Origin of the sequence: Pseudomonas sp. UV AK001 (genome assembly GCF_046097675.1) — a bacterium.
GTDB lineage: Bacteria > Pseudomonadota > Gammaproteobacteria > Pseudomonadales > Pseudomonadaceae > Aquipseudomonas > Aquipseudomonas kribbensis.
This window is the reverse complement of sequence record NZ_JBJUVZ010000003.1, coordinates 183,968-207,913: the sequence shown is the minus strand read 5'-3', so window position 1 is coordinate 207,913 and position 23,946 is coordinate 183,968. Positions and strand designations below refer to the sequence as shown.

20 protein-coding genes are annotated in these 23,946 nt (G+C 62.2%); 12 read left to right on the top strand and 8 right to left on the bottom strand.

Annotated elements, in window-relative coordinates:
- Positions 1-10 precede the first annotated feature (10 nt).
- The 4 genes from ACKLNA_RS11920 to ACKLNA_RS11905 all read left to right on the top strand — a co-directional run bounded on the left by ACKLNA_RS11920 (position 11) and on the right by ACKLNA_RS11905 (position 2,168).
- Complete coding sequence (locus ACKLNA_RS11920) at positions 11-340, top strand: GlpM family protein (protein ID WP_167443801.1); 330 nt, start codon at positions 11-13, stop codon at positions 338-340.
- A gap of 121 nt (positions 341-461) precedes the next feature.
- On the top strand, positions 462-1,382 hold the full coding sequence (locus ACKLNA_RS11915; protein ID WP_408985973.1) for an arginase: 921 nt from the start codon (positions 462-464) through the stop codon (positions 1,380-1,382).
- Complete coding sequence (locus tag ACKLNA_RS11910; RefSeq protein ID WP_085709470.1) at positions 1,379-1,753, top strand: EamA family transporter; 375 nt, start codon at positions 1,379-1,381, stop codon at positions 1,751-1,753. Before ACKLNA_RS11915 ends, ACKLNA_RS11910 begins: the two co-directional genes overlap by 4 nt.
- A gap of 31 nt (positions 1,754-1,784) precedes the next feature.
- The gene (locus ACKLNA_RS11905) at positions 1,785-2,168 is read left to right on the top strand and encodes an EamA family transporter (protein WP_408985972.1); all 384 of its coding nucleotides are present in this window, start codon (positions 1,785-1,787) and stop codon (positions 2,166-2,168) included.
- 45 nt (positions 2,169-2,213) lie between these two features.
- Here the strand turns inward: ACKLNA_RS11905 and ACKLNA_RS11900 are convergent, their stop codons facing one another.
- Together ACKLNA_RS11900 and ACKLNA_RS11895 are read right to left on the bottom strand one after the other, a co-directional pair.
- A complete protein-coding gene (locus ACKLNA_RS11900) occupies positions 2,214-3,080 on the bottom strand; it encodes a fatty acid desaturase family protein (RefSeq protein WP_408985971.1) in 867 nt (288 codons plus the stop codon).
- Positions 3,081-3,147: 67 nt separating this feature from the next.
- Positions 3,148-3,909 (bottom strand): MipA/OmpV family protein, encoded by a 762-nt coding sequence (locus ACKLNA_RS11895; RefSeq protein WP_248739261.1) that lies wholly within the window; start codon positions 3,907-3,909, stop codon positions 3,148-3,150.
- A gap of 218 nt (positions 3,910-4,127) precedes the next feature.
- Here ACKLNA_RS11895 and ACKLNA_RS11890 point away from each other — a divergent pair, with 218 nt between their 5' ends.
- The 6 genes from ACKLNA_RS11890 to ACKLNA_RS11865 are packed head-to-tail and all read left to right on the top strand — an operon-like array spanning position 4,128 to position 11,436.
- Positions 4,128-4,841 carry an HAD-IB family phosphatase gene (locus ACKLNA_RS11890; RefSeq protein WP_085709466.1) on the top strand — a complete coding sequence of 238 codons (714 nt, stop codon included), beginning with the start codon at positions 4,128-4,130 and terminating at the stop codon, positions 4,839-4,841.
- Positions 4,834-6,228 (top strand): aspartate aminotransferase family protein, encoded by a 1,395-nt coding sequence (locus ACKLNA_RS11885; protein ID WP_085709465.1) that lies wholly within the window; start codon positions 4,834-4,836, stop codon positions 6,226-6,228. Before ACKLNA_RS11890 ends, ACKLNA_RS11885 begins: the two co-directional genes overlap by 8 nt.
- On the top strand, positions 6,225-7,106 hold the full coding sequence (locus ACKLNA_RS11880) for a carboxylesterase (RefSeq protein WP_085709464.1): 882 nt from the start codon (positions 6,225-6,227) through the stop codon (positions 7,104-7,106). Before ACKLNA_RS11885 ends, ACKLNA_RS11880 begins: the two co-directional genes overlap by 4 nt.
- 42 nt (positions 7,107-7,148) lie before the next feature.
- Complete coding sequence (locus ACKLNA_RS11875) at positions 7,149-8,276, top strand: GNAT family N-acetyltransferase (protein ID WP_408985970.1); 1,128 nt, start codon at positions 7,149-7,151, stop codon at positions 8,274-8,276.
- Positions 8,277-8,282: 6 nt separating this feature from the next.
- A complete protein-coding gene (locus ACKLNA_RS11870; protein WP_408985969.1) occupies positions 8,283-10,058 on the top strand; it encodes an ATP-binding protein in 1,776 nt (591 codons plus the stop codon).
- On the top strand, positions 10,048-11,436 hold the full coding sequence (locus ACKLNA_RS11865; RefSeq protein WP_408985968.1) for a sigma-54-dependent transcriptional regulator: 1,389 nt from the start codon (positions 10,048-10,050) through the stop codon (positions 11,434-11,436). The genes ACKLNA_RS11870 and ACKLNA_RS11865 overlap by 11 nt, the downstream gene beginning before the upstream one ends.
- Before the next feature lie 37 nt (positions 11,437-11,473).
- Here ACKLNA_RS11865 and ACKLNA_RS11860 read toward each other — a convergent pair whose 3' ends face one another.
- Positions 11,474-12,139 (bottom strand): DsbA family oxidoreductase, encoded by a 666-nt coding sequence (locus ACKLNA_RS11860; protein ID WP_114885263.1) that lies wholly within the window; start codon positions 12,137-12,139, stop codon positions 11,474-11,476.
- 50 nt (positions 12,140-12,189) lie between these two features.
- Positions 12,190-13,224: an alpha/beta fold hydrolase gene (locus ACKLNA_RS11855; protein ID WP_085709459.1), complete on the bottom strand. Its 1,035-nt coding sequence runs from the start codon at positions 13,222-13,224 to the stop codon at positions 12,190-12,192.
- Positions 13,225-13,431: 207 nt separating this feature from the next.
- On the opposite strand from ACKLNA_RS11855, the gene ACKLNA_RS11850 reads away from it, so the two are divergent.
- A complete protein-coding gene (locus tag ACKLNA_RS11850; protein ID WP_408985967.1) occupies positions 13,432-18,945 on the top strand; it encodes a dermonecrotic toxin domain-containing protein in 5,514 nt (1,837 codons plus the stop codon).
- A 43-nt stretch (positions 18,946-18,988) separates the two neighbouring features.
- Here the strand turns inward: ACKLNA_RS11850 and metE are convergent, their stop codons facing one another.
- Positions 18,989-21,301: a 5-methyltetrahydropteroyltriglutamate--homocysteine S-methyltransferase gene (gene metE, locus ACKLNA_RS11845; RefSeq protein WP_408985966.1), complete on the bottom strand. Its 2,313-nt coding sequence runs from the start codon at positions 21,299-21,301 to the stop codon at positions 18,989-18,991.
- A 111-nt stretch (positions 21,302-21,412) separates the two neighbouring features.
- Between metE and metR the strand changes: the two genes are divergently transcribed.
- A complete protein-coding gene (gene metR / locus ACKLNA_RS11840; RefSeq protein WP_085709456.1) occupies positions 21,413-22,330 on the top strand; it encodes a transcriptional regulator MetR in 918 nt (305 codons plus the stop codon).
- Here the strand turns inward: metR and ACKLNA_RS11835 are convergent.
- From ACKLNA_RS11835 to ACKLNA_RS11825, 3 genes are read right to left on the bottom strand one after another with little or no spacing between them, the layout of a single operon-like run.
- Complete coding sequence (locus tag ACKLNA_RS11835; protein ID WP_408985965.1) at positions 22,314-22,844, bottom strand: GNAT family N-acetyltransferase; 531 nt, start codon at positions 22,842-22,844, stop codon at positions 22,314-22,316. The two genes, metR and ACKLNA_RS11835, sit on opposite strands and share 17 nt — an antisense overlap.
- 2 nt (positions 22,845-22,846) lie before the next feature.
- The gene (locus ACKLNA_RS11830; RefSeq protein WP_408985964.1) at positions 22,847-23,485 is read right to left on the bottom strand and encodes a LysE family translocator; all 639 of its coding nucleotides are present in this window, start codon (positions 23,483-23,485) and stop codon (positions 22,847-22,849) included.
- Between the two features lie 23 nt (positions 23,486-23,508).
- Complete coding sequence (locus ACKLNA_RS11825; RefSeq protein WP_408985963.1) at positions 23,509-23,943, bottom strand: NUDIX hydrolase; 435 nt, start codon at positions 23,941-23,943, stop codon at positions 23,509-23,511.
- Between the last annotated feature and the right edge of the window lie 3 nt (positions 23,944-23,946).

The following is a 23,946-nucleotide window of genomic DNA, read 5'->3' as shown; positions in this document are numbered from 1 at the left end:
TGTGGATCTGATTTTCAAAGCCTTTCTGGGTGCGGCGGTGGTGGTGATCCTCGCCATGCTGGCCAAGACCAAAAACTATTACATCGCCGGTCTGGTGCCGCTGTTTCCGACCTTCGCCCTGATCGCCCACTACATCGTCGGCAAGGGTCGTTCGGTCGATGACCTGAAGACCACCATCGTGTTTGGCATGTGGTCGATCATTCCCTACTTCGTTTATCTGGCGACGCTGTACGTGATGGTCGACCGGATGCGTCTCGAAGCTTCGCTGGCCGTAGCGGCTGTCGCGTGGCTGATGGCGGCGACGGTGCTGGTCAGCGTCTGGGTCCGCCTGCACGCCTGAGCTGCCGTGCGGGAGAGGGGCTGGCCCGTCCCTTGCATTTACCCCCGAAAGCCCGCCCGGCCGGCGCTCATGTTCGATGAGGCCGGTGTCTGGGAGGGTCTGCCAAGGGTGAATTGCGACCTTGAACATTTTAGATCTCGACCACAGCCTGACCGGTCAGGCGTCCATCGCGCGGCTGCTCGACAGCGGCCGTGCCCGGCGCCTGGACCTGCTCGACCTCGGCCCGAAACTGCGGCTCTGGTCCAGCGAACGCACCTTCCGCCGCTTTGCCGAACGCCTGCGTGAACGGCCCCGGCACAGCGGCCCGACGCCGGAAATCTTTTTCGTCGGCTCCGGCGACTATCACCATCTGACCCCGGCCTTCCTGACTGATTTGCCGGAACCGGTAAGCCTGATCCACTTCGACAACCACCCCGACTGGGTGCACTTCGCGCCCCGCCGGCATTGCGGCTCGTGGGTCAATCAGGCACTGAAACTGCCGAACATCGAACGCATCGTCACCCTCGGGCCGTGCAGCGACGACCTGCAAAATCCGCAGATCAAGGGCGGCAATCTCGGCGCCCTGAAACGCGGAGTATTGCAGTTGTTCCCGTGGCAGCATCCGCCGTCGAAAGTCTGGGGCCGGGTCGGTGACGGCGCCGGTCATCAGCAACAGGAAAACCTGCTGCACTGGAAAAACCTGGCCGATCAGGACTGGTCGGCGTTTCTCGAGCGGATGATCGCCAGCCTTCCGACCCAAGCGGTGTGGATCACCATCGACAAGGACGTGCTGGCCAGCGAAGACGCCGCGACCAATTGGGATCAGGGCCAGATGCGCCTGAGCCACCTGCTTCAGGCCATCCGCAGCCTGGCCGCCAGCAAGCGCGTGATCGGCATCGACATCTGCGGCGAGTTCGCCCGCCCGGCCTTCAGCAACGCCTTCAAACGCTGGGAAGCCAAGTCCGACCAGCCGCCAGCCGAGCGCTGGAGCGAGGCCGATCTGCTGCGCAACTCGGCGACCAATCAGGCGCTGATCGAGTTGTTCGAGGAGCTGTTCCCATGACCTTGACCGTGATTCTGCTGGTGGCGTTCTCCATCGTGCTCGACGTGATCGGCCAGCTCTGTTTCAAGCTCGGCCTGGACCGTTTGCCGGAACTGGAAGGCGGTTTTCGGCTCGGTGCGTTCTGGGGCCAGGTGTTCAACGCGCCGCTGCTGTGGTGCGGCATCGGCGCCTACGTGATCGAGTTTTTTGTCTGGCTCGAAGCCCTGTCCCGGGCGCCGCTGAGCCTGTTGTTCCCCGCCGCCGCGCTGGCGTACTGCGGTGTGGTGCTGGCCGGCAAGGTGTTCCTTGGCGAAACCGTCAGCCGCCGGCGCTGGATGGGCACTCTGGTGATTACGGCGGGCGTGATGCTCGTGTGTGTCGGCCATGCCTGACTCTCAACTGATACTCAAAAGGAATGGCTCGATGGATTGGCTGCACGGCCGCCTCGGCACCGTGGTGCTCTGGACGTTGCTGATCATTCTGGAAAGTGGCGGGCAGATCGCGACCAAGGTCGGCGGCGATCAACTGGGGCAAATGGACTTCACCCTGCAATGGCTGCTCAGCGTCGCCCAGGCGCCGGGGGTGCTGGTGGCGATTGCCTGCTACATCGGCGCGTTCTTTGTCTGGATGCTGATTCTGCGGCGCAGCAGCCTGTCCCTGGCGTTTCCGCTCAGTTCGCTGGTATTTGTCGGGGTGTTGCTGGGGTCGTGGCTGGGCCTCGGTGAAGAGATCAGCCTGCTGCACTGGGTGGGCGTGGCCGTGATCATGGGCGGCATTGCGCTGCTGGCCGAGGGCGAGGAAAACTGAGGTGAACGGTCGTGGGAGCCTGCAGGCTCCCACCTTTCTTACGGTTCAACCCTTGCGATGCGCCACCAGAAATCCGAGGCCGTGGGCCACCGGAATATCCTTCACCCCCGCCTCTCGCTGCTGCCCGGCGATTTCCCGGTGAAACGCCTTGACCCGGGTCCAGTGCATTTTCGGCCGGTAGTGATGCTCGGCGTGGTAGCCGTTGTTCATCCACAGCAGGTTGTAGAGCGGGCTGTAGGCGCTGACGCCCCAGGCGATGGGCGAATCCGGGTTGCCGCCGAAATGCTCGTAGTAACCGTTGAGCGATGACAGCGCCTGACCCAGATACCAGAACGGCAGCAACACCAGCACCGCCCGCCAGTCACAGATCGCCAGCCCCAGATAGAACGCCACTGTCACACCGATCTCCACCTTGACCCAACGCGCATCGGTGGGACGTTTACGCTGCATCTCGTCGTAGATCGGCTTGGGGTCGTCGCGAAAAAAACTCAGGAAGGTGTAGGCCCATGGATTCTCGGGCTGACCGTCCTTGCCGCGCTGATAGATCGACAACGGATCGATGGTCTTGCCATCCGCCCCCGGCCGGTCCGAGTTGCCCCGGTGATGGCGGTTGTGGATATCGCGATAGAGGGTCTGGGAGAAACCGATGGTCACCGACAGCAGCAGGTCAAAGGCACGGTTGAGCCACGCCGGGGTGAAGTAGGCGTTGTGGATCTGGTTGTGGGAAATGCTGTTGATGCTCCATGACAGGCTCACCGCATACAAAAACGCCAGCGGCAGCAGTGCCCACCAGGACAACGCATGAAAGGCCAGGACCAGCCACACCACGAAGGCGAAATGGGCCAGGCCGAGGGCCACGGGAATCAGGTCCCACAACGAATGGGCCAGCAAACGGTAAGCAGGGCGAGCCATGAAGAACATCCTGAAACAATGGGTTCGTCACGGCTGTCTGCAAAGGCCAGACCAGTTCCCGTCGGGCTTACTTGAATTTATAGGCGATCGCCATCTGCACCTCGCCCTGATTGGTATCGCCGACGCTTTTCACGATGCTGCTGTCGGCGGCCGAACCGGTCAGGTGAATCCAGCTGGCGCTGGTCACCAGCGACCATTGCGGGCCAAGCGGGAACTCGAAACTCTGGGTCAGCGCGATGTTCTGCAGGCCGCCGCCAGCGTTGTAGGCGCGGATGCCGGACGCCTGGGCTTCCTTGTCGCTGACACCAAAGAAGGTGTTGTTCTGCCGGGCGTTGGCGAAATGCGCGGTCAGATTGCTGCTGCCGATCACGCCGCCACCCAGCGGATAACCGATCTCGCCGCCGACCCGACCGAGCACGCCGCCCTGCCCGCCATTACCGCCGATGGCCTGGCCAACGGAGGCGAACACCCGCCAGAAGTCGGCCGGCGCGTATTGCACGAAACCGCCGGCCTCGGCCATGTCGGGCACATCGCGCAAGCCTCGCAGTTCGCCGTTGGAGGTGCGGCCCGGCAGGTAATTCACATAAGGCCCGGCGCTGAAGCCGTTGGTCTTCAAGGCGCTCCAGGTCAGGCCGTCGTCGGTACTGAGGCTGACGTCGCCCCAGTCCAGATCCAGATACGGTATCGGCCGGGTTTCGTAACGGCTGCCACTCGGGTCGTGAGGCTGATAACCCAGGCCCACGCCCGCCTCCCCGGTGATGCCGTCCGCCATGGCGCTGGCTGAGAAAGCGCCCAGCGCTGCGAATAAAAACAGTGTCTTCCTCATCATGAGGCCATTCCTTTAATTGAACATGCGCGCATCAATCCCCGGATGCCACCCACCGCGCAAGCACTCATGTTGTTTGTAGCAAGCTACAAAAATTGTAGCTTCGAATTGCCAAAGCACCTCACCGGCCCCGCCGGCAAGGGGCTGATGGCACTTGGCACAGTCCCTGCTCTACCCCTCGGCAAGCGCACACAACGCGCTCTGACCAATAGGTAACGCAGATGATTGACTGGCATATCGTGTGTGATTTCGACGGGACCATCACCCGCACCGACGTGATCGACAGCATCCTCGAACGCTTCGCCGACCCGAGTTGGGAAACGATCGAAAACCAGTGGCTGGCCGGTGAAATCGGTTCCCGTGAATGCCTCAGCCGCCAGCTCTCGCTGGTCAAGGCCACGCCCGGCCAATTGCTGGAGTTCTTCGACAGCATCGAGATCGATCCGGACTTCCCCGACTTCGTCGACCACGCCATCGGCCTGGGCGCTTCGTTCGAAGTGGTCAGCGACGGCATCGAGCAAGGCATCGCGCGGATCCTGTCGCGCAACTACGTGACCCTGCTGCCGATCCTCGCCAACCGCCTGCGACAGCTCGACCACGAAAGCTGGCGCATTGACTTCCCGCATTCCAGCGACGCCTGCCGCGCGGCGTCCGGCAACTGCAAATGCAAATCCACGCCGGGCAACAAACGGGTGCTGGTGATCGGTGACGGCCAGTCCGACATGTGCGTGTCGTCCACCGCCGACTTCGTCTTCGCCAAGGGTCGCCTCGCCGAATACTGCGAACGCAACGCGATCCCTTACGCGCGCTTCGACAGCTTCGCCGAACTCCCGGCGCTGCTGGCCCTGCTGCCAAAGGCCAGCGCGGCCAACGCCACCGCTTTCAACTCCGACACCTTCAATACCGAAACCCAGGAACTCTTCCACCATGTCTGATATTCGAATCGCTACCCAGGAAGACCAGATCCTTCTGGAAAAAGAAGCCAAGTATTGCTCCTACGGCGACACCGTTCACTACATCGAACCGCCGCGCATTTTCAGCCGCTGCGAAGGCTCCTACGTCTGGGACACCGAAGACCAGGCCTACCTCGACCTGCAAATGTGGTACTCAGCCGTCAACTTCGGTTACGCCAACCCGCGCCTGAACAACGCGCTGAAACAGCAGATCGACACCCTGCCGCAGATCGCCAGCCAATACCTGCACAAAGGCAAGATCGAGCTGTCGGAAATGATCGCCGTAGATGCCAAGAAGAAGTTCGGCCTCGACGGTCGCGTGCACTTCAACGTCGGCGGTTCGCAGTCCATCGAGGACTCGCTGAAAGTCGTGCGTAACGCCAGCAACGGCAAGAGCCTGATGTTCGCCTTCGAGGGCGGTTACCACGGTCGCACCCTCGGCGCTTCGTCGATCACTTCCAGCTACCGCTATCGCCGCCGCTACGGCCACTTCGGCGAGCGCGCCAACTTCATCCCGTTCCCGTACCACTTCCGTGGCCCGAAAGGCATGACCAAGGAAGAATACGGCAGCCACTGCGTGCAGCAGTTCGCCCGTCTGTTCGAGACCGAATACAACGGTGTCTGGGATCCGAAGGTCGGCGCCAGTGAATACGCCGCGTTCTACGTCGAGCCGATCCAGGGCACCGGCGGCTACGTGATTCCGCCGATGAACTTCTATAGCGAACTCAAGCATGTGCTGGACCAGCACGGCATCCTGATGGTGGTCGACGAAATCCAGATGGGCTTCTATCGCACCGGCAAGCTGTGGTCGATCGAACACTTCGACGTCAAACCGGACGTGATCGTCTTCGGCAAGGCGCTGACCAACGGCCTCAACCCGCTGGGCGGCATCTGGGCCAAGGAAGAACTGATCAACCCGAAAGTCTTCCCGCCAGGCTCGACCCACTCCACCTTCGCCTCCAACCCGCTGGGCACTGCCGTGGGCCTGGAAATGTTCAAGATGACCAGCGAAGTCGACTACGGCGCGATGGTCATGGCCAAGGGCAAATACTTCCTCGAAGGCCTGCAGGATCTGCAGAAACGCTACCCGATCATCGGCGACGTCGATGGCCTGGGCCTGGCCCTGCGCTGCGAAATCTGCGCCCCGGACGGTTTCACCCCGGACAAGGCCACCCTGGACTTCATGGTCGAGGAAGGCATGAAGGGCGACATCGAGATCGACGGCCGCAAACTGGGCCTGATCCTCGACGTGGGCGGTTATTACAAGAACGTGATCACCCTCGCGCCATCGCTGGAAATCAGCTACCCGGAAATCGACCTGGGCATCGCCCTGCTCGACCGTCTGCTGGCCCGGGCGATGAAACGATGAACGCGGCCGGGATCGATCTGGGCGAAGGCGACGCCGGTTTCGTTCTCGGCACAGGGGAGGTCGCGGTGTTGTTGATCCACGGCCTCACCGGCACCCCGACGGAGTTGCGTCGGGTCGCTGTGGGACTGGCCAAGGCCGGTTGCACGGTGTACGTGCCGACCCTGGCCGGGCACTGCGGCGGCAATGCCGACCTGCAGGCCACCGGCTGGCGCGACTGGTACGAAGGCGTGCGCAAGACCTTCGTCGGCATTCGCCGTCAGCACAGCAAGGTATTTGTCGGCGGTCTGTCGATGGGTGCGGTGATGTCGATGTACGTGGCGTCCGAACACCCGGGTCAGGTGGCCGGGTTGCTGATGTATTCCACCACGCTCAAGTACGACGGCTGGAGCATCAACAAACTGGCGTTTCTCACGCCGTTGCTGATGAAAATCCCGTTCGGCGTGCACATCTGCAAGTTCGAAGAGAAACCGCCCTACGGCATCAAGAACGAGCGCCTGCGGGCCATCGTCGAACGGCAGATGAAGGAAGGCCACAGCAGTGAGGCCGGTCTGTTGACCATGGAAGGCGTGACCGTGCGCGAACTGCACCGGATGAACGCCGTGGTGCGCAAGCGCATGCCTTCGATCACCGTGCCGGCGCTGGTGCTGCATTCCATCGAGGACGACATCACCAGCCGCTGGAATGCCGACTACGTGGAACGCAAGCTCGGCGGCGAAGTGGTGAAGATCCTGCTGGACGACTGCTATCACATGATCACCGTCGACCTGCAGTACCGACGCGTCGTGGAACTGAGCGTGCAGTTCATCAACAACCATCGCACCGACCTTGCGCCCTCCGCTCATTCCCTGCCAACCGAGGAATACCGGCAGCGAGCGTGAAGCGACTGCAAAACGACCTGCCATGCCGGTTAAGGAAACGACGTGATCACGGCCCAAGCCTTTTCAACCATCGAAGCGATTGATCGCGACGCGTGGAATGCCTGCTTTCCCGAGGAGCTCGAAGACTGGGCCTACTATCGCGCCGTGGAACAGGCCGGCATCGACGGCTTTCACTGGCGCTATCTGGCGCTGTTTGAAGACGACCGGCTCATCGCGGCGGTCGTGGCCTTCACCACGGCTTATTCGCTCGACACCACCCTGCAGGGCACCGGCAAGCGCTTGAGCCAGTGGCTGCGCAGTTGCTGGCCGGGGCTGTTCGACATTCGTCTGTATGCCCTCGGTTCGCCAGTGGCCGAGCAGTGCCATGTCGGTACGCACCCGTTGCTCGATCCGGCACGTTTGCCGTCACTGTTCGCACGCCTGCTGCAACTGGCCCGCGAGGACGCGGACCAGTCCGGCGTCGGCCTGCTGGCGGTCAAGGATGCTTCCCATCGCAACCCGCAATGGCTCCGGGCCTGCCGCGAGGCCGGTTTGCAAAGCATGCCGGGGTTGCCCGGTGCCGAGCTGCCGATCAAGTTCGCCTCGGTCGACGCTTACCTCGGCACCCTGGGCAAATCCACCCGCAAGGACCTGCGCCGGACCCTGCGCGGTTCAGGCCCGCGAATCGAATGGCGACGTTCGGTGGACGATCTGCTGCCGACCATGATGCGGCTTTATGAAGCGACCCTGGCGCGCAGCGACCTGACATTCGAATGTCTGCCTGCTGCGTATTTCCGCCAGGTGCTGGAACACCTCGACGAGCGCGCCGCCTGCGTTTTGTACTGGGTGGACGATGAGCTGGTGGCGTTCAATCTGGTGCTGCTGGACGAACAGCGGCTGGTGGACAAGTTCTTCGCCCACGATCTGGCCCGCACCCGCGAGCACAAGCTGTACATGCGCAGCTGGCTGGCGAATGTCGGCTACTGTATTGAGCACCGGATTCCGATCTACGCGTGCGGCCAGGCCGGTTATGCCAGTAAGCTGCGCCTGGGCTGTTCGTTCATCGGCAACACGGTGTTTTTCCGCCATCGCCACCCCGTACTCAATCACCTGCTGCGGCTGGTGAAGATTTTCATCCGCCCGGACCGTACCGATCCGGCCATGGCGACTGCGATAAGCGAACAACAATAAGCGAGCATGATGAGCAAAGACCGACGCGCCACCGCCCGACCCTTCGCCCTCTCCGGCTGGAGCCTGCAACGCAAACTGGTGCTGGCGTTCTGGCTGGTCAGCGTGATTCCGACCATGATCGCCGCGGAACTGGCGGCCACCACCCTGTCGCAGATTTTCGACAGCAACGTGCGGATCTGGCTGCAGGAGTCGACCAAGATCGTCGAGGACGAGATCCGCGAAATCGTGCGCGACAATGCCCGCGCCGCGCAGTTGTTCCTGCGCTACACCCGTCCGCCCACGGACCGCCAGTCGGCCCGGCGCGACAAGCTGACTTCCGACATCGCCGACTCCATGGGCATCGACGTGGTCGCACTGGTGCGCAACAGCGATCACAAAGTGGTGTTCAGCACCGCCGCCGATGACATCGTGCGGCAGATCAGCACCGCGCCCAAAGCCGTGCTGCAAACCCTGCAGGTCGGCGGCGTGGCGACCGGCGCCGTGGTGTCGACCTTCGAGAGCGATCAGGACGGCACCGACTACAAACTGATCGTGGTGACCTACCTCGACAACAGTTTCCTCACCAGCGTCGCCGACGTGCACTCTCTGGACCTGCGCCTGTACCTGGCCAGGGACGCCGATTTCTCGGAGATCTTTTCCACCCAGCGCTTTGAAGATCACCCGGCAATCGTTCCGGAAAGCATCGAACAGCAACTGCGCAGCACCAAGCAACCGATCGAACAGTCAACCAAACGCTACAGCGGCATCTACCGACCGATTCTCAACGAAAACGGCGAACTGCAAGGCGTGGTGTTCAGCGGCCTGCTGCGCCACACCACGCTGGTCGGGCTGGTGAACCAGAGCAACCTGTTCATCCTGATTTTCATCCTCAGCTCGGCGGCTTCGCTGGCGGTGGGCTGGCTGGTGTCGGAGCGCATGACCAAGCCGCTGCGCGGCCTGGCCAAAGGCGTGCAAGCGGTGATCGCCGGGGACTACCGCCAGCGCCTGCCGGTCACCGGCGGCGATGAGCTGGCGGAACTGAGCAGCATCTTCAACCACATGAGCGAACGCCTTGGGGAGTTGCAGCATCTGGAGTCGCAACTGCGGCGCCGCGACCGCCTGCATGCGCTGGGCGAAGTGGCGATGGGCCTGGCCCATGAAATCCGCAACCCGCTGGGCATCATCAAGACCGCCACGCAACTGCTGCACCGGCGCGCCGACCTGCCGGAGACCGACAAGCGTCATCTGGAATACGTGGTCAGTGAAGTCAGCCGCATCAACGACCTGATTACCGAATTTCTCGATTTCGCCAAGCCCAGCGCACCGCTGCGTTCGACCCAACTGGCACGGCCATTGGTGGATGAACTGGTGGGTTTCTGCGCCCCGGAACTGGCCAGCCACAACATCGATGTGCAGATCGAGGACCGCGCGCCAGGTGCGACCCTGTACGCCGATGCCCGGCAACTCAAACAGGCGGGCCTGAATCTGATCGTCAACGCCATCGACGCCATGCCCGACGGCGGCCGTCTGACCCTGGGCATCCACAGCGATCAACACAACACGGTCATCAGCGTCAGCGACACTGGCCAGGGCATCGAAGCGGACATGCTCGAACGGATTTTCACACCGTTCGTCACCACCAAGGCGTCCGGCACCGGACTCGGTCTGGCCAAAGTCTTCTCGATCATGGAAAACCATGACGGGCGCATCGAATGCGTCAGCGAAAAAGATGCCGGCGCCACCTTCAGCCTGTACATTCCGGCCAACGGTGAAGACTTCGACGAGGACAGCGATGACGCATAACGTACTGGTGGTGGACGACGAGCCCAAGCTCTGCGACCTGCTGGCATCGGCCTTGAGTCAGAACGACATTGCGGTGTTCACCGCCGGCAACGGCCTGCACGCGCTCAAGGTGCTGGAGTCCGAGGACATCGATCTGGTGATCAGCGACTGGCGCATGCCCGGCATGGACGGCCCGCAACTGCTGGCGGAAATCAAGAACCGCTACCCGCAGTTGCCGGTGATCGTCATGACCGCCTACAGCACGGTGAAGAATGCCGTGCAGTCGATGCGCAACGGCGCCTTCGACTACATCGCCAAACCCTTCGACATCGATGAGCTGGACATCACCGTCAGCAAGGCCCTGCAGTTTCGAGACATCCTCAAAGACAACCTGCGCATGCGCGCCGAACTCGACGAGCACCAGCAGATCGACAGCCTGGTGGGCGACAGCCCGAGCTTTCGCCGGGTCCTGAGCGCGATCGATTCAGTGCGCGAAAGCAACGCGACGATTCTGCTGACCGGCGAAAGCGGCACCGGCAAGGAAATGGTCGCCCGGGCCATCCACAAACACGGCAACCGCGCCGACAAACCGTTTGTCGCGGTCAACTGCGCGGCGATCCCGGAAGGGCTGCTGGAAAGCGAAATGTTCGGCCACCGCAAAGGCGCGTTCACCGGTGCGGTGGCGGACCGGGTCGGGCGTTTCCAGCAGGCAGACAAGGGCACGCTGTTTCTCGACGAAATCGGCGAGATGCCTTTGGCGCTGCAGGCGAAAATCCTCCGCGCCTTGCAGGAGCGCATCATCGAGCCGGTAGGCGATCCACGCGAGCGCAAGGTCGATGTGCGGGTCATCGCCGCGACCAACAAGAACCTGCTGGACGCGGTGGCCAACAAGGAGTTTCGCGAAGACCTGTATTACCGCCTCAACGTGTTCCCGATTCCGTTGCCGGCCCTGCGTGAACGGGTCGAAGACATTGCCCCGCTGGCCCGGCATTTCGCCCACACACTGGGCGTTGCGGCGGGCAAACGCTTCAGCGGTTTCAGTGCCGAAGCGTTGCAGGCCATGGCCCGTTATTCGTGGCCGGGCAACATTCGTGAACTGCAGAACTGCGTCGAGCGCGCGACCATCGTCGCGTCCGGTGCGGAGATTGAAGAGCAGGACCTGCCGGCGTACCTGTTCGCCTCACAGCCGACCCAGCCGGGAGCGCTGGTCGCCGAAGGCAGCGTGCCGGCCGACCTGGAAGCGGCGCTGGCGGAAGTGGAAAAAGCCTACATCCTCGCCGCCCTGGCCCAGAGCAACGGCGTGCAGGCTGCGGCGGCGCAACTGATCGGGATTTCCGAGCGCAGCTTCTGGTATCGCCTGAAGAAACTGGGGATTCACGTCGACAAGATCGTCCGCTGATCCGGGTTCCCGGGCATTGCCCGGGAACCTCGCGGCCTCAGTTCACCGTGCCGCCCTTCGCCTCGCTCATGATCTGCCGGATCGCCCCGACAAAGGTGTCCACCGGCTGCCCGCCAGTCACCGCGTATTGCCCGTTGAACACCACGGTCGGCACCGAACTCACGCCGCGCGACAGCCACAGTTGCTCTTCCTCGCGCACGTCGCTGGCGAACTCGTCGGACGCTAGAATCGCCTCGGCGCGCTGCCGGTCCAGACCCACGCTTTCGGCAATCTGTGCCAGTTGTCCGTGATCGGACGGGTTGCCGCCATCGGTGAAATACGCCTTGAACAACGCCTCTTTCAACGGCAACTGCAAGCCCTCCTCGCCCGCCCAATGCAGCAGCCGATGCGCATCGAAGGTGTTGTAGATGCGACTGTTGGAATCGGTGCGGAAGGCGAAACCGACATCGGCGCCACGGGCGCGGATCACTTCACGGTTCTTCTGTGACTGCTCCGGGGTCGAGCCGTATTTTTCCTGGATATGCTCGCCGATGTTCTGCCCTTCGGCGCCCATCTTCGGGTTCAGCTCGAACGGCTGGAAACGGATCTCGGCCTGCACCTCGTCACGCAGAATCTCCAGCGCCCGCAGCAAACCGTACAGACCGACGACGCACCACGGGCAGGACACGTCGCTGACAAAATCGATTTTCAGGGCAGAACTCATGACACACCTCGCGCGTTCAATCGGGGTCAAAGACCTGCACGATACACCCGCTAGAGCAGGTTGCGCTCGCCCACCGGTTCGATCTGCGCCCAGTGCGAAGTGTCTTCACGGTGCTGCTGCAAGTACGGCAGCACCGCCGCCAGCAACGGCGCCTTGAACGCCTCCTGGAAACGATGGGCCAGCCCCGGAATCAGCTTCAACTGGCTGCCGCGAATGTGCGCCGCCAGGTGTACGCCGTGCATCACCGGCAGCAACGGATCGGCGGTGCCGTGCACCACCAGGGTCGGCACCCGCAACTGATTGAGCAACGCCACCCGGCTCGGCTCGGCGAGGATCGCCATGATCTGGCGCTTCACGCCTTCGGGGTTGAACGCACGGTCATAGGCCACCGCCGCCTGATGCAGCAGCATCTGGCGATCATCGGTGACCATCGGGCTGCCCAGCGCCGCCAGCAGGTCCGCTTGCTGCTCCAGCGCCACTTCACGGTTGGGTGCACCGCGCCGCGACAACAATTGCACCAGTGCCGCGCTCGGTGCCGGCAGGCCTTCGGCGCCGGAACTGGTCATGATCAGCGTCAGGCTCTCGACCCGCTGCGGCGCCATGGCCGCCAGGTGCTGGGCGATCATCCCGCCCATGCTCGCGCCGAGCACGTGGAATTGTTCGACGTGCAACGCGTCCATCAGGCCCAGCGCATCGTCGGCCATGTCGGTCAGGCTGTAAGGCGCCGCCACCGGCAACCCGAGTTTGTAGCGCAGCACTTCAAATGTCAGGTTGGCCTCGGCCGGTGCCTGGCGCCAGGTCGAAAGACCGACATCACGATTGTCATAGCGGATCACCCGGAAACCCTGCTGACATAGTGCGACCACCACTTCGTCCGGCCAGTGGATCAACTGCCCGCCCAGGCCCATCACCAGCAGCAATGCCGGATCCGACGCACGACCGATGCTCTGGTACGCCAGGCTCACCTGTGCCAGATCGACCCGTTCGGTCGGAACATTGACATCACAACGCGACGCCGCAGAAGACGCCGGCACGAAAAAAACCGCGGCCAACAACGCCGCGATTGCAAAAATTCCCTTGAACATGAAAAACACCGAAACGCAGAACTCCAGTAGAGCGCGAGTCTGATGAAGTTTGTTCAAGCGCGCTGCCACAGTTCGATGACAGTTTGATGAAGAGTGCCGAGCGGTCGAACGGGCGGATAACTATGTAACACCGTGGCGCTCGGCAATGATCCTTGAATGGCGCAAGTACGGAGCGGATTCCCGCGCCCTTGTCCGAGAGCCATTGCAATGATCGAAAGATCTTTTTTACTGAGTACTTCTCACGAATCGATTCCCTTGCCGGGTTTCGCCCCCTTGCCGACACCTGTGGATGAGAGCCTGCTGCATACTGCGGCAACCCGCCGGCGAACGAGCGGCGAAGGACTGCGACAATTGTGTGCCGGCGTACCCTTTGTACGCGAAACGCTCAACCGGTTACTCCGTCAGAAGCTGGACCTTGACGGTGAACTGGCAGGCCTGTCATTCGCCCCTGTCAGCGGGCACCCGGAGCGACGGGTCAGCCTGGTGGCGGCCTGCGCCTACGTCACCCAGTCCTCCCGGACAGAGGAATGGCTCGACAGCCAATGCCGCCTGACCGGTGTGAACCGCGCCCATGCATTGGCGGCACTGTCCCCGTCGCAAATGCTTGCCCGGATCAAAGCCCTCGCCCCGGCACTGGCGCTCGATGAGCGCTGGAACGCCTACTGGGGCAGCCGTGCCCCGTGGACGCCCCTGTCCTGTCGGGACCAGGCCGGCCAGTTGTATCGCGGACATATCGAGGCATCCGCACAAATGGCCTTCGCCCGAGGCACGGTGACAGCCGGTCAGCTCCTGCCGCTGTGGTCCTTGATGGGAGAACCGGATGCACGGGATGCGGCTGACAAAGCCCTGCGGATCGAACTGCCGACCTTGTGCCTGCACAATGGTGTGCGGGTAAAACTGCCAGCGGCCTGGGTCATCAGCCGTGGTGATGACGCCGCACAATTGCTGTACGTGCCCGACCAGTCGGATGCAATCCAGGCATTCGCCAAACGCAGCGACATGCAGACCTGGCTTGTGCAACAACCTCTGGTGCCCGCCGGTCTGCCGCTCGATAACCTTCGAGTCGAATACGTTTCAGTCGGTCAATCGCTGGAAATGGCGCTCAATGAATGGTTGTTGCAGCAACAGATGGCTCAGGTCGCCGCCCTGCGCAACGGATCGGACGGCAAGGCCGGTCTGGCCGAACAGGGCCCCCTGGCGCTGGACGTTGCCGACCGGGTCGACCGCCAACGCGGCATGGCCGTTTTCTGCGCTCCCTCCGGTCTGGACAATCCGCAGTCCGGCACCCAGGCAACGGATGAGGCGTCGCTGTTCGGCAGCCTGCATCCCGATATTCCCTGGCCCCTGCGACAGGCCAGCGTCACCCGGTCACTCGATGCACTGGAATCATTAAACGATGGCGACACCTCGACATCGTTCGAGGCGCTGCAAACGACACTGGAAGCCGCCGAACACTCCGCTGATCTCGCTGCGCGCGCCCTGCTCTCCCGCGAACGGGTGCTGGACCTGGCCACCTTCAACCGCGAATTCACCGCACTGTACGATGCACACAAGCAAGGGCTGCGGGCCGAAGCCGCAATGCAACGGGCGCTGAACCGACTGAGCGTCGCAGAGCATGACCTGCTCGTCGCATTGCTTGATAACCGTGGCCGGAGCGATCTGGAGGTGAAAAGCCTGACCCTGTCGCTGACCGAGTCCGAGGGAGGCAAGGTCTCCACCCTTGTCCAGACACTTACTGGTCCGTTCGTACTGATGTCCAAGAGCCCGATTCAGAGCCTGTTGCTCTACTGGCCCGGCAGCAGTGGCGGCCTCCAACGCTTCGCCGACCGTCATGCACTTGAACAGCAGGTGTTCAAGCTGCACGCCAGTGACGCCCATCAGAGCTTGCGCTTGAACACTCTGGCCGGCGACCCGTTGCAGCATGCCTTGAACGAACTGACCGGCGAGTTTGAAACGCAGGCTGCAACGATCCGCCGGCGCTACGACGAGCCGACACAGGCGCAACAGCGTGCAGACGAACTGGAGCAGCTGCGCCGCAAGACACTTCCCCTGCTGCAGGTGCCGATCGATGCCGCACGACGCCTGGCGCTGTCTCTTCAAATCCAGCAGAAACGCAGTGCGACCCTCGCCACGCAGGCACCGCCATGGCTGACCGGCCTGAGCGAAAGCGAACGAAGCACTCTCAAGGAACTGATCCAGGCCTGGATCACCGCAATGCACCGCAGCCATGAACTGCTGAGCATCGCGCTGCCCCCCCGGGAAGATTTCACCCGTCAGCATCTGTACGCCCGATTGCGCCAGGACTTTTCTCTGAACGGGTACTTTTCGGTAGAACTGGATCTGCCGGATTCGGTTGCGTTGCAAAAGCAGGCCTTCAGTGCACCCGGAGCCCCGGGCACGCCGCAAAAGCTTGTCGCCGTCCCCAGCGCCAGCCGCAGCCGGATGTCCCTCGAAACCCTGGCCCAGCTCAATATCGACAACACCCCGTCGATGAACCTTGAACAACTGCCACTGCGCCTTGGCTTCATGCGTGTCGAAGTCAGCGCCACCGATGAGCAGGAGCGTCAGACCCTCACTGCCGGTATTACCGAGGCCTACCTGCGCAAACTGATGCCTGAACTGGACCTGCCCAAGGCCTACGAACAAAGGATTTACGACACCTTCAAAGGCACGTCCGATGAACCACCGTTCCAGTGCGAGCACCGTCAGGAATGCCTGCTCGAACCCTGGCGAGTGATGCTCAAGCTGCAAGGCCGAGGCGCACGGCTGCAGCACCACATTGGCGACTCTGACCTGAGCCTGTTCGAAACGGTCATCGACGCCGACACAGCCGACGCCTGGAACACCGCCGGTCGACGCATTGCCCTGCTTCCGGCATTCCTCGCCGCCGGTGGCACTGATACACCGAATGAAGGCCCCGTCACGCTGTCGGGAGTGACCTTCATCGAAGAGCAAATCAGCGGCACGACGCTGCTCTATCTGCCGGATGCCCCAGACGCGAGGTTTCTGCGCCGATACGACAGCCTTGAATCCGCGCGCAAGGATCTGTTCAAACGTTGCAGCAAGGACGAGATGACCCGCTATCTGGCCGGCCGGGCCTTGCAAGGCAGCGTACGCGCCCACGAACGTCGTATCGCTCAGGCGGTGGAAAAACGCTTCGATGCCATGATCGGTGTCGGCCCGCGCTGGCCGGTAACCACGTCGCTGGCCGCTCATCTGCTCAATGCACACATGGGCCGTCTGATCGAGGTCCATCGCGGCTCCTCGCGCTCCAACGATACCTTGTTTCGGGAACGTTATGCCCTGCAAGGCACACGGGTGTTCGATTACATGAAAATGGCCCTGGGCATGGTGCCATTCATTGGCACTGCCATCGCCCTGTACGACGCCTGGAGCGCAGCCAACCAGGCAGTCGCGGCTTTTCTGCGAGGCCGGCTCGGTGACGGTCTGGCCGAAATCGAGTCGGTATTGCTGTGCCTGGTCGATGCGCTGATCGACATTGTGCCCACTGCCGGCGCGGCCTTGATGGCTCGCTCTGCAACACGTGTGCGCCTGATGCGAAAAATCCCCTCGGCGTTCAGCACGCTGGCCGTCCCCGATGAAAAGCAGGCACGGCGCATCGTCGAACGTTTCAGCGGTTATGAATATGAAAAACCCGTGTCGCTGGCAGGCCTGCGGCCCGTGAACGGCGGCGTATGGCGCAACATTTACCGCCATGCAGACGGCGACTTCATCGTCCGTCAGGGCCGGGTCTATCAGGTCGAATGGAGCCGTGACTCACGCAACTGGCGACTGAGCGGCACCACGCGCAAAACCTACAAACAACCTATCGCCCTGAACGAAGCAGGAGAGTGGGACACCTGGTTCGGCGTCTACGGTACAACTTTCGAAGGCGGCGGAGCCGGTGGCGGCAACGTGCTGGGGCATATGGCCGATGCTCTCGAGCCTCTCTGGCCGCAGGCGTTACGTGAGCGCCTGCCACGCTGGTGGGTAAGCCGGGCACTTCGTCGCCAGCATCAGCTGACGCTTGAATGCAAAGATTTGGGCAATCGTCTCGATCGTCAGCTTGGACGAAATTCCCGCACGCTCAATGCCTCCCGCGATAACCCCAAAGACGAATCACTGAGGGTCGCGGCGCTGAAGGCCTGGGATGACGACATGGCCTTGCTGACCCGAAAGTACCGTACCGCGGCCGAGCTGCGACCGCTTATCCACGGCAACAAGCTGCGCGCCCTGATCGAAGCCCAGAGCCGGAACGCGGCCCAGATAACTAATCGGCACATACATCGTGTCGGTATAAATCACGCTCGCATTCGTCAGTATCTGAGCGAAATCGAAAGTAAACGCGCCTCCCTCGACGCACTGCCAAAAACCTCGATTACCGACCGACTGGAGCTGGTTCGGAACTTGCGTAATCTGCGTGTGGACATGATCGTGCTCATCGAAGAGGTCGAGCTCTTCATAAGCGATATGAACCGCTGGTATGCGCTGATCAGCGTACGGGCAGACAAGGCCAGGCTCACCCTGCTCGTGAATGACATCAACGAGCGTATGGACGATTTCAGTCTGGGCTACCTGAAAACGTCTCATCGTCTGGAATCCATCAAGAACATCGAAAACATCGATGACGTGTCCTGGCTTTACTTGCAGGTACGGGCCAGACAATTGCGCATCGATATGGCTCGTGCTCTGTTCAACCAGTGCAGCCTGTCCGAAGTCAGCGTCAACCGGGCGCAGCGCATGCAGATCCTGGGCAACTGCCTCGAGACCTACGCCCGATACTGCCGGGAAATGAACCAGTGGACGGCCAGCTATCCGAAGTACTTTCACATGGAAGAATTCGAACCGCTGATGACCGGCATCGAAGCCATGGCCGAACGCGCCAGGAAGGCTATCGATAATCCCTCCCCGCCTCGCACGACGGGACAAAGTACCAAGAAAGTTTTCCAGACCGAAGACCAGCAATGGTTGATCGGGGTGGAAAACTGGGAGCCAAGAACCCGCAAGCGGCAATTTGTCGTTAACCACGGCAACGCGGACCGGGAAGTCTGGGAGCAGGCTGACAACGGCAAGTTCCGTTTGCTGACGCTGAACACACCGCCCCCCGCTCCTTCCCGCGATCTCCCATTGCTGCTCGCCGATGCCCGCAAGCGCCTGGACGGGCAACCGGCCTACCTGGCCAAGGTTCAAGGGTATGCCAAGCGCGACATGCTCCCGGTGGATCTGGAACACATGATGGTCAGCGAAGCCGATGACCTGAGCCATCGGGCCAGAGACATTGAAGCGATGTCGCCAGAGAACCCGATCATCGGCGAACTGAAATCGAAGGCCGACGAATTGCGTCTCACCGGACGGCAGTTGCGCACCCTACAAACCCTGAAGAGTCGAAAGCCCACCGACGGCATGCTCGAAGATTTGCTCCGGCAGGACGCTGTGGAAGTACGAAAGGTCGCGCTGATGAAACAACTGCGCCATCGCGCCGACGGTCGTCCCGACCATATGCAGGAATACGAAATCCACGATCTGAGTGCCCGACCGCCGCGTCTGCTGTGGTATGCGCATTTCCACTACAACAAACCCAGGCCGTCATTCGCAGAGTTCGAGAAAGCGCACCTGAAACTGCCGGAGCACCGCTACCTCACTCATGCCGACGATGCCGCGCTGCCGTACGCCGACATTGGCAAACGCTCGCCGGTCCTGCCCTGGTTCGAAGCGTTGTAAAACAAAACGGGGAGCGGTTGGCCGCTCCCCGTTTTGCTGTGCGTCAAGCCAGCTGACTGCGCAGTTGCCGCGCTGCCGCCACCATGTTGACCAGCGCTGCTTCCGTCTCCGGCCAGGCACGGGTCTTTAGCCCGCAATCCGGGTTGACCCACAACCGCGCTGCCGGAATCCGTTTCACGGCCTTGCTCATCAGCTTGACCATTTCCGCCGTGTCCGGCACCCGTGGCGAGTGGATGTCGTAGACGCCCGGCCCGATGTCGTTCGGGTAGTCGAACGCTTCGAAGGCATCGAGCAATTCCATGTCCGAGCGCGAGGTTTCGATGGTGATCACGTCGGCGTCCATGTCGGCAATGGCCTTGATCACGTCATTGAATTCGCTGTAGCACATGTGGGTGTGGATCTGGGTTTCGTCCTTCACGCCCGAGGCGGTCAGGCGGAACGCTTCCACCGCCCAGTCGAGGTATTCCTGCCATTGCGCACGGCGCAGCGGCAGGCCTTCGCGGAACGCGGCTTCGTCGATCTGCACGATTTTGATCCCCGCGTTTTCCAGATCCACCACTTCGTCCCGCAGGGCCAGCGCCAGTTGCTGCGCCTGGACTTTGCGCGACACGTCTTCGCGGGGGAACGACCACATCAGCATCGTCACCGGGCCGGTCAGCATGCCTTTCATGACCTTGTCGGTCAGGCTCTGGGCGTAAGTGATCCAGTCCACGGTCATGGCGCTCGGACGGCTCAGGTCGCCGTAGATCACCGCCGGTTTCACGCAGCGGGAACCGTAACTCTGGACCCAGCCGAAACGGGTGAACAGGTAGCCGTCGAGCTGCTCGGCGAAGTACTCGACCATGTCGTTGCGTTCGGCTTCACCGTGCACCAGCACATCCAGACCCAGACGTTCCTGGACTTGCACAGCATGGCGGATTTCGCTGCGCATGGCATCGTGGTAATCGTTGGCCGACAGCTTGCCCTGCTTGAACGCCTGACGCGCCAGACGGATCGAACCGGTCTGCGGGAACGAGCCGATGGTGGTGGTCGGGAACGCCGGCAATTTCAAACGCGCCTGTTGCGCGGCGATGCGCTTGGCGAACGGCGAATGGCGCTGACTGTCGCGGGCATTGATCGCTTCGATCCGCGCCTGCACATCGGCCTTGTGAATACGCGGCGAGCGAGCACGGCTTTCCTGAATGGCACGGCTTTCGGCCAGTGCGCTTTGCACTTTTGGCGCTTGTGGATCATTCAGCGCATCACGCAGCACGGAGATTTCGGCGCACTTCTGCACGGCGAATGCCAGCCAGCTTTTCAGTTCCGGATCGAGCTTGTCTTCGCGCTCGACGTCCACCGGACTGTGCAGCAACGAGCAGGAACTGCTGACCCACAGGTTGTCGCCAAAACGCTCCTGGGCCGGTTGCAGTTGGGCCAGTGCCTGTTCCAGCTCGCAGCGCCAGACGTTGCGACCGTTGACCAGACCCACCGAAAGAATCTTGTAGGTCGGCAGACGATCCAGCACCTGACCCAGCTGATCCGGCGCACGCACCGCATCGATGTGCAGGCCTTGCACCGGCAGGCCCACGGCCAGACCAAGATTGTCTTGCAGACCGCTGAAATAGGTCGCCACCAGCTTCTTCAACGGCGAGTACTGAAGGATGTGATAGGCGCGTTCGAAGGCGCTTTTCCAGGCCTGCGGCAGGTCGAGAGTGAGGATCGGTTCGTCGATCTGCACCCACTCCACGCCCTGTGCGGCGAGGCGACCGAGGATTTCGTTGTACACCGGCAGCAGGCGCTCGAGCAGGTCGAGTTTGTCGAAATCCTTGCCTTTCGCCTTGCCCAGCCACAGGTAGGTCAGCGGGCCGATGATCACCGGTTTGACGTTATGACCGAGGGCTTTGGCTTCTTCGACTTCATCGAACAGCTGTTCCCAGCTCAGCTTGAACTGTTGATCGACGGTGAACTCCGGGACCAGGTAGTGGTAGTTGGTGTCGAACCACTTGGTCAGCTCTTGTGCGTATTGAGTCTTGCCGTGTTCAGCGCCGCAGCAGGACGCCGTGGCGCCACGGGCCATGGCGAACAGGGTGTCGAGGGTCGGCAGGCCACGCTCGTCGCGCACACCGTCGAAGCGCTCGGGGATCACACCGAAGGTCAGCGAGTGAGTCAGCACCTGGTCGTACCAGGCGAAGTCGCCGACCGGAAGCAGGTCGATGCCGGCGTCTTTCTGAAGTTGCCAATGCCTTGCGCGCAACTCGCGGCCGACCTGATTCAGGGCCGCCTGATCGAGATCGCCTTTCCAACAGGCTTCGAGGGCTTTTTTCAGTTCGCGGTCGGCGCCGATGCGCGGGAAACCAAGGGTGTGGGCCACGGCCATGTCGAGTGTTCTCCATTGCGTAAAAGATAGCGCCATTGTCGACAGCCGGGGCAACATGAGACAAACTCAACCTTTTCGTGTTGATCACAAATTTTCCTCATGGAGCCCGTGGTGCTTGAGATCCGTCACCTGAAAACCCTGCATGCCCTGCGCGAAGCCGACAGCCTGGTGGATGCGGCCGACCGCCTGCACCTGACCCAGTCGGCACTGTCCCACCAGTTCAAGGAGCTGGAGGAGCGCATGGGCATGCCGTTGTTCGTGCGCAAGACCAAACCGGTGCGCTTTACCAGCGCCGGCCTGCGTCTGCTGCAACTGGCCGACGCGACCCTGCCGCTGCTGCGCGCCGCCGAACGTGACATCGGGCGCCTGGCCGGGGGCACCGCCGGGCGTCTGCACATGGCCATCGAATGCCACAGCTGCTTCCAGTGGCTGATGCCGACCATCGACCAGTTCCGTGATGCCTGGCCGGAAGTCGAACTCGACCTCGCTTCCGGTTTCTCCTTCGCCCCTCTGCCGGCGCTGGCCCGGGGCGATCTGGATCTGGTGGTGACCTCCGACCCGCTGGAAATCGCCGGTATCACCTACGTGCCGCTGTTCACCTATGAAGCCATGCTCGCGGTCGCCAACCAGCACGCCTTGGCGAGCAAACCGTACATCGTCCCCGAAGACTTGCTGACGGAAACCCTGATCACTTATCCGGTTGAGCGCGACCGCCTCGACATCTTCACCCGCTTCCTCGAACCCGCCGACATCGAACCGGCGCAAGTCCGCACCTCGGAACTGACAGTGATGATGATGCAACTGGTGGCCAGCGGCCGTGGCGTGTGCGGCATGCCGCACTGGGCGCTGCATGAATACAGTTCGCGGGGCTACGTGAAGGCCAAGCGGTTGGGAGAGAAAGGCCTGTTTGCGACGCTGTACGCGGCGATCCGCGCCGACATGCTCGACGCGCCGTACATGCGCGATTTCCTGCTGACGGCCAAGGACACGTCGTTCTCGACCCTGGATGGGGTCAGCGCGGTTCGTTGAGGCTGGCGGATGGCACCAAAGGTGCGCACCACATGTGGATCTTGTCGAAGTAGTCCTCGCCAACCCGCACCGCCATCGGCTCGAGGCCGAACTGGATGAAGCCGCAGCGCTGGTACAGCTGGAACGCTGCGTCATTGCCGGCGGTGACGGTCAGTTGAATGACCTTCAGTGCCGGATGCTGCTGCGCTTCCTCCAGCACCGCCTCCATCAACTTCAGGCCCAACCCGCGCTGACGAAATTCAGCCGACACATACATGCCGAATACGGTTGCCTTGTGCCGGGCCTTTTCCCGAGGCTCGAACGCCAGGCCGACGATGCCCGCCAGGCGGCCTGCTTCGAACGCGCCAAACACCGCGTCGAGCTTGCCGGTCAGACGCGACTCCCACCAGCTCAGCGGCATCGCCGCTCGCTCGCGCACGCTGGAGGTGAAGGCCTGCGGATGCCGGTCATACGCTTCCAGCATCAACTCGCGATAGGCCAGCGCATGACTGGCGTCCAGCCGTTCGATCCACATGTTCACGCGGTCCTGCGTTGCTCGAGCATCAGGCGCACCGCCAGGCCACCGAGCACAAAACCCATGAAATAACGCTGCGCCGCCAGCCACGTCGGGTTGCTGGCAAACCACGAGGCAATGCCCGCCGCCGACAGGGCAATCAACAGGTTGACGCTGAAACTGACGCTGATCTGGGTCAGGCCGAGGATGATGCTCTGGCTGAACACCGAGCCGTGTTCCGGCGTGATGAACTGCGGAAACACCGAGAGGTAGAACACCGCGATCTTCGGGTTCAGGGCGCTGGTGAGAAAGCCCATGGTGATGAGCCTGCGCGACGAGTCCGCCGGCAATGCCTGCACTTCGAACGGCGAGCGGGCACCGGGTTTCACCGCTTGCCAGGCCAGCCACAGCAGGTACAGCGCGCCGGCCCACTTCAACACTTCATAGGCCATCGGCACCGCGAGAAACACCGCCGTCAGACCCGCTGCCGCCGCGAACATATGCACGAAGAACCCGGCCACCACGCCGAGCAGCGACGTGACCCCGGCCTTGCGCCCCTGACAGATCGACCGCGAGATCAGGTAGATCATGTTCGGCCCCGGCGTCAGTACCATCAACAACGCGGCAGCGGCAAAAATCAGCAGGTCTTGAAGCGGGATCATGACGAAGTCCTTTGCACGAATGATCAGGCGATCGCGGTCAGCGAGGCTCGATAAAACGGCAGGATGAGGTCGCGTGTCAATGGGGCGAGAACCACATCACCGTCGGTGGCCGGGTCGATCCAGATCACCTCTTCGATCTCGGCCGCCGGGGAGACTTCGGCGTCGATGGTCAGTTGAAAGATCTCGGCCTGTACAACGAATCCGGGCTCATTGGCGGCCGGTGCCGAGAACTGGCCGAGAAAACTCGCCTGCGCCGGATCGATCACCAGCCCCAGCTCTTCTTCCAGTTCGCGGGCCAGCGCATGCACCGGCAGTTCATGGGCCTCGATCTTGCCGCCCGGTTGCATGAACGCGGAGGTATCACGCTTGCGCACCAGCAGGGTCTGGCCTTCGGGGTTGAGCAGCAGCGCGGCGGCAATGCGAATGGTGCGGGGGGAAACAGCGGATACAGAGGTCATGGG

Bases quoted from the DNA above. Each gene is read 5' to 3' on its own strand.
- ACKLNA_RS11910 (WP_085709470.1), top strand. From the start codon at position 1,379: ATGACCTTGACCGTGATTCTGCTGGTGGCGTTCTCCATCGTGCTCGAC.
- ACKLNA_RS11905 (WP_408985972.1), top strand. From the start codon at position 1,785: ATGGATTGGCTGCACGGCCGCCTCGGCACCGTGGTGCTCTGGACGTTG.
- ACKLNA_RS11900 (WP_408985971.1), bottom strand. From the start codon at position 3,080: ATGGCTCGCCCTGCTTACCGTTTGCTGGCCCATTCGTTGTGGGACCTG.
- ACKLNA_RS11895 (WP_248739261.1), bottom strand. From the start codon at position 3,909: ATGATGAGGAAGACACTGTTTTTATTCGCAGCGCTGGGCGCTTTCTCA.
- ACKLNA_RS11890 (WP_085709466.1), top strand. From the start codon at position 4,128: ATGATTGACTGGCATATCGTGTGTGATTTCGACGGGACCATCACCCGC.
- ACKLNA_RS11885 (WP_085709465.1), top strand. From the start codon at position 4,834: ATGTCTGATATTCGAATCGCTACCCAGGAAGACCAGATCCTTCTGGAA.
- ACKLNA_RS11880 (WP_085709464.1), top strand. From the start codon at position 6,225: ATGAACGCGGCCGGGATCGATCTGGGCGAAGGCGACGCCGGTTTCGTT.
- ACKLNA_RS11870 (WP_408985969.1), top strand. From the start codon at position 8,283: ATGATGAGCAAAGACCGACGCGCCACCGCCCGACCCTTCGCCCTCTCC.
- ACKLNA_RS11865 (WP_408985968.1), top strand. From the start codon at position 10,048: ATGACGCATAACGTACTGGTGGTGGACGACGAGCCCAAGCTCTGCGAC.
- ACKLNA_RS11860 (WP_114885263.1), bottom strand. From the start codon at position 12,139: ATGAGTTCTGCCCTGAAAATCGATTTTGTCAGCGACGTGTCCTGCCCG.
- ACKLNA_RS11855 (WP_085709459.1), bottom strand. From the start codon at position 13,224: ATGTTCAAGGGAATTTTTGCAATCGCGGCGTTGTTGGCCGCGGTTTTT.
- ACKLNA_RS11850 (WP_408985967.1), top strand. From the start codon at position 13,432: ATGATCGAAAGATCTTTTTTACTGAGTACTTCTCACGAATCGATTCCC.
- metE (WP_408985966.1), bottom strand. From the start codon at position 21,301: ATGGCCGTGGCCCACACCCTTGGTTTCCCGCGCATCGGCGCCGACCGC.
- ACKLNA_RS11835 (WP_408985965.1), bottom strand. From the start codon at position 22,844: ATGTGGATCGAACGGCTGGACGCCAGTCATGCGCTGGCCTATCGCGAG.
- ACKLNA_RS11830 (WP_408985964.1), bottom strand. From the start codon at position 23,485: ATGATCCCGCTTCAAGACCTGCTGATTTTTGCCGCTGCCGCGTTGTTG.
- ACKLNA_RS11825 (WP_408985963.1), bottom strand. From the start codon at position 23,943: ATGACCTCTGTATCCGCTGTTTCCCCCCGCACCATTCGCATTGCCGCC.